Annotated in this window: 4 protein-coding genes; all 4 read right to left on the bottom strand. The window is 31.5% G+C overall.

Going from position 1 to position 10,177, the window contains the following annotated elements:
* Nucleotides 1-2,699 (bottom strand): single-stranded-DNA-specific exonuclease RecJ (recJ, locus tag F6K40_RS00320; RefSeq protein ID WP_293129734.1); only part of this gene is annotated, 2,699 nt, incomplete at its 3' end.
* Nucleotides 2,700-3,496: 797 nt separating this feature from the next.
* A complete protein-coding gene (locus F6K40_RS00315) occupies nt 3,497-4,681 on the bottom strand; it encodes an ATP-binding response regulator (RefSeq protein WP_293129731.1) in 1,185 nt (394 codons plus the stop codon).
* Nucleotides 4,682-5,475: 794 nt separating this feature from the next.
* A complete protein-coding gene (locus F6K40_RS00310) occupies nt 5,476-6,297 on the bottom strand; it encodes a PD-(D/E)XK nuclease family protein (protein WP_293129728.1) in 822 nt (273 codons plus the stop codon).
* A gap of 917 nt (nt 6,298-7,214) precedes the next feature.
* Nucleotides 7,215-9,164, bottom strand: coding sequence for a DUF3685 domain-containing protein (locus tag F6K40_RS00305; RefSeq protein ID WP_293129725.1), 1,950 nt, complete (start codon nt 9,162-9,164; stop codon nt 7,215-7,217).
* Nucleotides 9,165-10,177: the final 1,013 nt, after the last annotated feature.

The following is a 10,177-nucleotide window of genomic DNA, read 5'->3' as shown; positions in this document are numbered from 1 at the left end:
TTTTCATTTCTCGGAGGCAAGACCTGAGACTTTTCACTAGCACTATAGTTTTGAGTATCTAATTTTGAATTTCTATTTCCCGGAAGTAAGACCTGAGACTTTTCACTAGCACTATAGTTTGAAGTTAATATTTCTGAATTTCCATTTCCCGGAGGCAAGACCTCAGACTTTTCACTAGCACTATAGTTTGAAGTTAGGATTTCTGAATTTTCATTTCCCGCAGGTAAGACCTCAAACTTATTATTTGAATTTTCATTTCTCGGAGGCAAGACCTGAGACTTATCACTAACACTGTTATGAGTATCAAATTTTAAATTTTCATTTTTGGGAAGAGATAGGTCTGACTTATCACTAGCACTATAGTTCTGAGTATCTAATTTTGAATTTTCATTTCTCAAAGGCAAGACCTCAGACTTATCATTTGAATTTTCATTTCTCGGAGGCAAGACTTGAGACTTTTCGCTAGCACTATAGTTCTGAGTATCAAATTTTGAATTTTCATTTTCGGAAAGGGATAGGTCTGACTTTTCACTAGCACTACAGTTATGAGTATCAAATTTTAAATTTTCATTTTTGGGAAGAGATAGGTCTGACTTATCACTAGCACTATAGTTCTGAGTATCAAATTTTGAATTTTCATTTGCAGGAAGGGATAGGTCTGACTTTTCAATAGCACTATAGTTCTGATTATCAAATTTTGAATTTTCATTTTGGGGAAGAGATAGGTCTGACTTTTCAATAGCACTATAGTTCTGATTATCAAATTTTGAATTTTCATTTCCTGGAAAGGATAAATGAGATTCATCCGTAGAGAAATACTTTTGAACTTTGAATTTTGAATTTTGAATTCCTTGACGCCAGTCCAATATCCAATCTGCAGAATTTAATGCAATGACTTGAGTATCTTCAAGATTAAGTTGTACAGCAATAAGTCGAACTTCATAACGTTTCTCGTAAGTATTGAAATCTAGTTCCACTACCGCATCACATATACCTTCCGGAACTTCATCCTTATAATGACCCCACCAAAGACCAGGAAAACCTTTATCTATAGACTCATCGCAAATTTCAAAACTTGTCTTAATATACTTGACCTTATTTCCCCGTAAGTCCGTTTGGTTCCGATGCCAAACATTAGTAAACCAACAATTTTGAATCAAAAGTTTAGGTACCGGGTTGCCCATACCACAGGGTTCTAAAAGCTTCAGTTCTTGAAATAAATCTCTACCCAACTCAGATACAGTCACAATTAAATCTACTTCTATTACTGAAGTTTGGTTCAGACTTACACCTAATGTTTGTCCCAATAGTTGATTAATAGCATCCGTAAATATTGGAATATTTTCTACTGGCAAACTCAAACCAGCAGCAAAAGGATGACCACCAAACCTATCTAATAAATGTGCCTGATTTTTCACCAACTCATAAAGGTCTATTTTACCAACAGAACGGGCAGAACCACGAGCTAACAATTTTTCTTCAGAAGTTCTAGTAGCTTCAGTTTCCTCACTTAATAAAATAGTAGGACGACCATACTCTTGAGCTATTTGTCCTGCAACTAATCCTAGCACACCGACAGGCCATTGAGGGTCTGTCAAAACTATAACATGAGTAGTAGAAAGGTCTAATTTAGTCAATTTTTTGGCAACATCTTCAGCTACTTCTTTTTGTATAGATTTCCGCCTAGAGTTAGCTAATTCCGTTTCTAACGCCAATTTTTGACAATTTTGAAGGTCACGACTGGTCAACAGTTCCACACAAAAACTAGCATCTCCCATAATTCTACTTACAGCATTAATTCGAGGGCCAATACCAAAAGAAATATCTGTAGGGCGATCGCCTGTTTTTTTGCACAACTCTAAAAGTTTAGCAACTCCAGGTCTAGTAGTTGTGTGTAATTGTGTGCTTAATTTTTCAATACCTATTTGTGCTAAATAACGACAATCATCTGTTAGCTGAACTAGATCGGCAATTAAACCAATAGCTACTAAATCTAATAATTCTGTTAGGGGAAGTTTAGGTATTTTTGGATGAGTTAAATAAAGTGCTTCTATAAGTTTATAAGCTACAGCAACTCCAGATAAATTATATAAAGGATTATCGGGGGAAAAATAGCGAGGATTAATAATAGCAAATAATGGCGGACGTTCTGAGGGAAGAGTGTGATGATCGGTAACAATTATATCTATTCCTAAATTATTTGCATATTCTATTTCGGCAATATTTGTACTGCCTGTATCGCAGGTAATTATCAAACTATAATTTGCTTTTGCTAACCGTTCTATTCCGGAAAAATTCAAACCATGAGATTCTGTAAATCTGTTAGGAATATAATAAGTTAGTTGGTTATTTTTATCGAAAAATTCTCCTAATCCATCCCAAAGTACGGATGTTGAAGTAATTCCATCTGCATCAAAGTCTCCCCAGATAGCAACTTTTTCTCGATCATTTATAGCAGAGGTAATTCTTTCTATAGCTCTGTTAATTTCTACGCCAAATTCAAAGGAGCTAGTTGGTTGATATTGTTTTGGTTTTAAAAAGCCTGCTATATTTTTAGTATCTTTAATTCCTCGCTGCCATAATAATTGTGCTAGATATTTTCCTGATAACTTTGGTGCATAATTTTTGACAGATTCAATAAATGAATCAGGCAGATTATCAGATATAGGAATTTGCCAAGAAAATTTTTCTTTAGACATCTTTATTTATAGCAGGGAATAGGGAATAGGGAATAGGAAATAGGGAATAGGGAACAATTGGAAAAACATTTCCTAGTTTAAGATTTATTATCAGTCTATGTTCTAACCAATTCTTTCTGAGCTATAAAAATTCTTTTTAGCAACTACAACTAATAGAATAAAAAAATTATGGCTAGTCATACAAATATAGAATATAGAAAAAATTAAAAGTTTAATTATTACTGTGAATAAGATATAGCAAAAGGAAGAAGATTAATTACTATATTTTATTGCTTTGTATATTTTATAATTCATTAAAATCATATATAATTTCTCAGACTAATGAGGTAAACCTATTTTATTACCGAAAAATTAAGGTATAAAGCCTTTCCATTCATAGATAAAAAAGCGGTTGATGGATGCTGAGAAAACCTCGCCATATCCAATCAACTAAGAGAAGAAAAAAATTCCTTTTAGGCAATTCTTATGTTACTGAAACAATTAAACAATTAAACAATTAAACAATTAAATAATTAGATAATTTAGGTTTAAAGCCTCCCCTTTCAAGGGGAAAAAGCGGTCGTTTTGCTACGCATAACTACGTTAACGCTGCGCGACATGAAAAGCGGAGCTTCCCGTAGGGAGGGATGCCGAGGAGACCTCGGCATATCCAATCGACCAAGAGAAATAAATTTTTTCCTTTTAGTCAATCCTCTCCCTTTTAGGGAGAGGTAATTATCCATTATCCATTATTGTAAAGAAGAGGTAATTAATAATTAATAATTATTAATTATTAATTGTTAGCACACTCCCTATTCTTAATTAAGAAATCCTGCTTCAGGAACAGGAAATTTTACAGTAAATATTGAACCTTTATTCACTTCACTAACTACACCAATATCTCCACCCATCATTTTACAAAAGTGACGACTAATAGCTAAACCTAAACCAGTTCCTCCATATTTTCGTGTTGTTGAATCATCAACTTGAGTAAATGGTTGAAATAAACTATCTATTTTGTCTTCTGATATACCTATACCAGTATCAGCAACACTTAAAACTAACACCTTACTTGTAGAGTTATACTTTCCATTTTGAGTAATCAAATTTCCATCATTATTAACAACTTTAACCTTCAAAATTATTTGACCATTCTCTGTGAATTTAGCCGCATTACTCAAAAGATTTAAAATTACTTGGCGCATTTTATTAGGATCGGCAACTATCGGTTCCTCATTATCTTCACAGATTATTTCTAATGTATTACCATTTTGCTCAATCAAGGGTTGAATAGTTGCTAAAACATTTTCAATTAATGCCATAATATTAATACTTTCCCAGTGAACATCCATCTTACCAGCCTCAATTTTTGAAAGATCGAGAATGTCATTAATTATTGTTAGTAAATGTTTCCCTGAAGTATGAATATTGTGAAGGTCGTTGATAAAATCTTCATAGCCTAAATCATCAGCATCTTCTAGTAAAATTTCACTGTAGCCAATAATAGCATTTAATGGTGTTCGTAATTCATGGCTCATATTTGCTAGAAATACACTTTTGGCTTTATTTGCTGCTTCTGCTTCATTTTTTTCTTGTTTTAAACGCTTATTTTCTTTGAGTTGCTGAACATTTGCTAATGTTTTTTTGATCGTAATGTCTAAATCTTGAAAGTCTATAGGTTTAGTCAAAAAATCAAAAGCACCTCTATTCATTGCAGACCTAATTTTTTCCATATCATCATAAGCAGAAATAATTACTGCCTTGATATCAGGATAATGAACTTGAAGATTATCCAGCAAAGTTAACCCATCCATTAAGGGCATATTAATATCAGTTAATACGATGTCTACATTGAGTTCCTTTGACAAAATTTCTAGTGCTTCTACACCATTTCTGGCAAAAATAAAATTCAGTTCTTTTTGCTTGATTTTTTTTCTAAAGTTACGGACGATTAGTGATTCAAAATCTGGTTCATCATCCACAACAAGTATTTTTGATGACATGATATTCTGATTAATAAGCCAGTTGCTTTCAATTTCTAAGTTATTTTTCAATAATTAATTATTAATTACCTCTTCTGTAATAGAAGGATTGGTCAAAAGGAATTTTTTCGTTTTTTTCTCCTTGCTTATGAGAGGCTTTAAACCTTAATTTTTCGGTAATCAATGAGAATTAATATATGCTATTTCTAATTTTGGCATAATTCGTCATGGAATTCTTTCCTTGGCTCATAAACAAAAGTCTAAACTTATCAGTCAAAAGTAAAATAATTTTATAGCAGTCGAAGTAAAGGTTAGGACATTTATAAATCCTGTTTGCGGAGCATTTCCCTATAAGAAAAACCCTTTGAAAGTTTACTATTCCCTATTCCCTCTCTTGGTGCGCGTTCCCTTGCGTCTGTGGCCGACACGGGGTCGCACCGCTATTCCGTGTTCCCTATTCACGCTTCGCGTAGCGCTATATTAATTTTGAAATGGTAGGTTATATCAAGTCCGGTAACATCGGTATAATTAGAGAAAGAGTGTGGGGAGTATCGGGAGTGTGGGGAATGTGGATAGGGAGATAAAGAAATATTTGGCAATGGCTTTTTATGGAACATTTTTTATACTGAATTAAGCGGATTTTATATGAGATTATGAGATATGGAATAACATTTAGGATTTTTTAATTAAAATTGTTAAAAATCAAAGTATACTTTATGTACTATATAGATTGGATGTATAATTAAGCGAGTGAGGAGAGCGAGTAGATTTTTATTATTACTTATTATTTTTAATTAAATAATTTTAATTTTAAGCTAAATTGATATTTCTGGAATACTATCTAGACTGAATATTAAATCAGCAGAAATATCTGTAGACTCAATATCTGCTTCTCTGTTATGAACTTCTGAAAAACGTTCACAGCGAGTAGCAAATTGACAAGTATGACAAATATTAAGAATCTCCACTTGTGGAAATTCTGCCCCCTCTTCCTGGTAATTTTTTAACCAGTAAGTTAAATTATTTAATATCTCCTGTAAATTCTGTTCAGTTTTTTTGTGTGCTTGTTGATTATAAGAAAATTTTAGTTTGTAGGGTAAGCTTTGACTTTTTGGTTGGATAAACCAATAAGTCATAGAAACTGCTTCTGACAAATAGTTGCTAGTTTCAACTAGGGCATAAAGATATAAGCGTGTTTGCCAATTTTGAGCTAATTTTTTTTTGTTTTGAGGATGACTATAGGTTTTCCAATCAAAAATTTGTGCTTGTTGATTTTCAGCAATTAATAAATCATAAATAACTGTCAGAATATAGTTATTAAAATTAATACTGCGATTATGTTCAGCTTGACGTAAGATTAAATTATCTTGAGTTTGAGGATTTAATATTTCTGGTGCAGCTTGGAAAAAACTTTCAAAACAATGCTGCATTTCTTGATTTTCTAGCATTAAAGATTCTATTGGTAATCCTAGTTCTCTTTGCTGCATTAATAAGTGAAACTGACTACCCCAATTTAGTCTTTCTTGTTCTATAGGTGTTGTCGGTACACTCAAATTATCTAGGTAGAGATATTGGAATTTGCGCGGACAAGTTGTCAGTAATTTTAGGTGTTGTTGAGAGAGTCTATATTTTGTCATTTTAGGGAGTAGGGAGTAGGGAGTAGGAAATACCGTTTCACAGAAGTTAAAAGTTAAAAGTTAAAAGTAAGATTTTATCAGCTCAAAACTTTGATGTTATAGTTATTTTAGAAAATTATTTTACATAGAGCGGGTTAGACGGAAGTTAAAAGTTAAAAGTTAAAAGTAAGATTTGCTCGGCTCAAAATTTTGATGCTACAATTATTTTAGGAAATTATTTTACATAGAGTGGGTTAGACAGAAATTAAAAGTTAAAAGTTAAAAGTAAGATTTGCTCGGCTCAAAATTTTGATGCTACAGTTATTTTGGGAAATTATTTTACATAGAAAGAGTTCGACGGAAGTCAAAACTTAAAATTTAAAACTTAAAATTTAAAACTTAAAACTTAAAACTTAAATTTGCTCGGCTCAAAATTTTGATGCTATAGTTATTTTAGGAAATTATTTTACATAGAGTGGGTTTGACGGAAGTTAAAAATCAAAATTTAAAAATCAAAATTTAAAAATAAAAAGTAAGATTTGATCGGTTCAAAACTTTAATGCTACAGTTATTTTTTGAAATTATTTCATAAGTAGTAGCTTTTTAAATAGTGTTTGAAGTTTTGAAGCATGGAATTATAGCAATTTTCATATAAGGTAGACTACAACAATTCTGCCCTATGCATTCTGCCTTTAAGCCAAAATTTATGTATTCTATGTTAATCAAAACTACTGTAAGTTTTCATTCTTTTTGAGCCAATATACAAGAGTTACTGTACCACATTTACATGGAATAGACTTTATATAGTTTGAAGCTATTTTTCAAGCTCAAACTTAGTCAGAAATTACTTTTAACTTTTAACTCTTAACTCTTAACTCTTAACTCTTAACTCTTTTAACTTTTAACTCTTTTAACTTTTAACTTTTGAATTTTGAATTTTAAATACTTCCTTTCTGCCTTCTACTTCCTTGCTGACTTTTTCTTGCTTCTCCCGTATTATTATTTCTACCAAATTTAACATCTTGAAAAGAACTACCTACACCCTGAATAATACCTCTTCCAATTAAACCTATACCACGCCCAATTACTTGAGTAAGTAAATACACAACTCCACTGCCAATAAAAGAAACAGTTGCTTTAATACCAGGAGCTATTGCATCCCGAGTTTCTAATAGTAATGTTACCGTTAATGGAATGCCTGAGAGTTGTCCTAATTCATGTCTACGAGGTGAATAAATAGATATTTTTTTGATGCCACGTTCATTCAACACAAATAAGAAAAAGTTACTCTCAAAAATTGCCTTTGGTTCCCCTATATATTCTTCTATACGATATTTCCAGGATAACTGATTACGGAACTTTTCAATATCTCGTGTTGATAATAATTGTCTGTCGTAAAAATGTTCTTTAATTTCTTCTACATGAGCAAAATTATTTAATAAAGGTTGCATAACACCATTAGCAACTGAAATTAATAAATTTTGCAGTAAAGCTTCAGAACGTTCCATAGCTTCAGGAGAACCTACCGCAAAAGATACATTATCAACTACCAAAGGAACTTCAAATAATAAGTAAGATATTAATTCTTCAACTAAAGGAATTTTATCAAGAATAAACTTATGCACATTATCTGTTTCATTGAACAAGACTGGCATCACTTCTACTCTAATTTTTTCTGAAAAATAATTGACAGTTCCTATACCATTAGTGATTTCTAGTTGATAGTATTTATCCAAAAAAACTTGACTCGTCAATTGCCACAAATTATGCACAATCTCATATTTTTGTTTTGGTATTTCTTCCATCAGAATAGAAGCACTACGGAGTTCATCAAGAATATCTTCAAATTTACATAAAGCTATATAAATTAGTTCTTGTTTCTTATAACCTCGCAATATATCAATTTCCATTGGTAATCCACTGAAGTTAATTAAATTAGCATTTAATTTAGCTATTGTTGCTTCAAATAATGCTGTTTGTACATTCGTTGTCTCAGTGGAAGTTTGAGAAATAACTTCTGCATTTCTGTTCTGAATAGTTGCCCGATTATTGTTCGCTGAATTAATAAGTTTATTAGTTGGTAATTCTGTAATCTTTTGTAGTTTTGAATCCCCAAAATAATCTCTATTTACATTTATTTGTTGCTGCTGTTTCTGGGCATTAAAAGATTTAGGTAATAAGTGACTAAGTATCCATCTAGCTGTTAGTAATTCTCGACGTTGCCCAGAAGTTATTGCCACATTAAGTAAAGAGGTTAAATTATTTCTATCTAAATTTTCTAGTCTTTCATTGAGTTGAGATGTTACTTCCGATAAAGAAGAATCTATTTGTTTAATTCCAGACTGATAGACGTTATCAAAAATAGTATTGAAAAAATTTCTGGTTTGAACTCTTAAACTTAAATTTGCTGGTTTTTCTGAACTTTCTTGTATAGATTCAATCTCAGGAATATTTACCCAATAAAACTCACCATTTGCTATTTGTCTAATAATAATTATTAACTCAGAAATACTGATTCCTTTTTGGCAATAACCATTGACACCTAATTCTCGTAAAAATGTCAATAATAAGGTATCTTGCAAGGATGTCAATAATAATATTTGTAACTCTGGGCAAGAAGTTTTTAGCTGCTGACAAAAATCAATTCCAGAAATTGTAATTTCCTCTGAATTTTGAGGAAGCAAATTATTAGTTTCTATGTCTAGAATTACAAAAAATTTATTCTCTTGTTTGTTCAAATTTTGAATAAATTTTAAAGCTTCCGATCCTACTTCTGTCTCAACTACTATTTCTATATCTGAAAACTGCTCGAAAGAAAATTTTAACCCCATCCGAAAGATAGAGTCATTATCAATGAGCAGCAATTTTAATACTGATTCACTATTCATAAATTTGTTTTTGTTTGATATCTTTAAGAATAGACATCTCCAGAAAATCAACTTGCCCTTTATTTCCTATAAGTAAGAGAAGAATAAAGTTACTCAAAAAATTCTTTTCCGTTGCTTTGTGGAAAAAATTTCTTGCCTATTACCTGTTCCCTATTCCTTACTTTGAAAAATCGACATCTCCAGAAAATCAACTTGCCCTTTATTTCCTATAAGTAGGAGCAGAATAAAATTACTCGAAAAAATTGTTTTCCGTTACTTTTTGGAAAAAATTTCTTGCCTGTTCCCTATTCCCTATTCCCTACTTTGAAAAATAGAAATCTGCAAAAAGTCAACTTGCCCTTTATTTCCTATAAGTAGGAGCAGAATAAAATTACTCGAAAAAATTGTTTTCCGTTACTTTTTGGAAAAAATTTCTTGCCTGTTCCCTATTCCCTATTCCCTACTTTGAAAAATAGAAATCTGCAAAAAGTCAACTTGCCCTTGATTTCCTATAAGTAGGAGCAGAATAAAGTTACTCGAAAAAATTGTTTTCCGTTGCTTTGTGGAAAAAAATTCTTGCCTATTCTCTGTTCCCTACTTTGAAAAATAGAAATCTGCAGAAAATCAACTTGACCTTTATTTAGTATAAGTAGGAGCAGAATAAAGTTACTCGAAAAAATTGTTTTCCGTTGCTTTGTGGAAAAAATTTCTTGCCCTTTATTTAGTATAAGTAGGAGCAGAATAAAGTTACTCGAAAAAATTGTTTTCCGTTACTTTGTGGAAAAAATTTCTTGCCTATTCTCTGTTCCCTACTTTGAAAAATAGAAATCTGCAGAAAATCAACTTGCCCTTTATTTAGTATAAGTAGGAGCAGAATAAAGTTACTCGAAAAAATTGTTTTCCGTTACTTTGTGGAAAAAATTTCTTGCCTATTCCCTATTCCCTACTTTGAAAAATAGAAATCTACAGAAAATCAACTTGACCTTTATTTAGTATAAGTAGGAGCAGTCAAAGTTACTCAAAAAATTGTTTTC

The sequence above is a fragment of the Okeania sp. SIO3I5 genome (genome assembly GCF_010672085.1).
GTDB lineage: Bacteria > Cyanobacteriota > Cyanobacteriia > Cyanobacteriales > Microcoleaceae > Trichodesmium.
This window is presented reverse-complemented; position numbering and strand designations above follow the sequence as displayed.